The organism is Streptomyces sp. NPDC031274, assembly GCF_055570235.1.
This window is the reverse complement of sequence record NZ_JBVIHP010000293.1, coordinates 1-1270: the sequence shown is the minus strand read 5'-3', so window position 1 is coordinate 1270 and position 1270 is coordinate 1. Positions and strand designations below refer to the sequence as shown.

The window sequence follows — 1270 nt, the reverse complement described above, 5'->3', positions numbered from 1 at the left end:
ATCTTGTTCAGGAGCGGGGCGGCAGCATGAGCGAGATCACTGCCCCCTGCTCGGTAGGGCTCGAGGAGGAGGCTGAGGACCGACTCGTCCGCCGGGCCTGCGACGGTCCAGAAGAGCTCCGGGGCATGCGCCCGACCGGGGTAGTCCACCCGTAGCCTGCAACGGGTGGACTCAGTCTGATGGCCAGTCTCAGGAGGCTGCATTGAACCGCGCCCCGTTGAGCGGGAGGCGGACGCGTCCGCTCCAGGACGACCACGTTGGCCTTGACGTCGTCGCGCTCCTCCAACCCGTCGTTGATGCGTCGGGTGGTATCACGGACTCCTTCGGCGGGGCTTACCTGACTATCAGGTGTGGTCGGAAGCCAGGGGACGTGCCGTCAGCCGGAGGAGTCCGAGCCGCCTCCGCCGCCGACGGCTCCACCGAGTGCCCGTCTCAGCGCCCGTGCCTCGTCAGCTAGGCGCCGGGTGACTGGCTCGTCGCGCAATCCAAGGTCGTTCAGCCTGGCGTGGGACTGGGCCAGTCGCTCGGTGACGTCGCCGATCAGGTCTTCCACCATGTCGGGGGTCAGGCCGGAGCCTGGGAGAGGCAAAGCGTCGATCTGGTCGTTCAGGAGGTCGATGCCCTCCTGGACCTTGGTGTGGGCCGTGGCGGGCAGGCCCGACCGTGCGAGCTGGCGCTGCAGGCGTGACAGCGCGAGTGCGGTCTCCTCCAGCAGGCGCACATGACGGTCCGCCTGGAACCCGGCGTCGGTCGTGGAGACGTTCCGAAGGAACGCGGTGTAGTTCTGCGCCCCCACCATCGTCCCCTGGTATGCGTGGCCCGCGTGCACCGTGCCGTGGCTGGCGCCTGTCGGTGTCCGGCATCCGAGAGCGGGCCGGAAGCAGGGATGGATGCGCAGGTTCTCCTCGTACGGCTGGACGGGCCACCGGGAGTCACCCGCGTACACAACGTCATTACCACGGCACACGCCTAGGAAGCCGATGCCATAGAGGGCATCGACGACGGACGCTGCCGTCAACTGCTCGGTGTACGCGGAGTACCTCTCGTGGAGGTTGTCGCGGATCGCGTCGAATTGTGCGGTGAAGTCGTTCCGCCCCACGGCGTACCCGGCGTTCTCGAACTGGGCGAACACTGGTCGTAGGAACGGGAATCCGACGTTGTACTCCTTGGCGAGATCGTCGAGCTTCTATTGGGAGAACTGCTCGGTGGCCTCCAGGACGTCGTCTTCTTGGATCGTCGGACGCCCCGAGCGGTCGGCTGCGTCCCGGCA

At 67.2% G+C, this 1270-nt stretch carries 1 protein-coding gene; it reads right to left on the bottom strand.

Annotation, left to right across the window (positions count from 1 at the left end; genetic code table 11):
- Positions 1-376 precede the first annotated feature (376 nt).
- Positions 377-1132, bottom strand: a complete 756-nt coding sequence (locus tag ACZ5CR_RS45770; protein WP_468869778.1) for a hypothetical protein — start codon at positions 1130-1132, stop codon at positions 377-379.
- Positions 1133-1270: the final 138 nt, after the last annotated feature.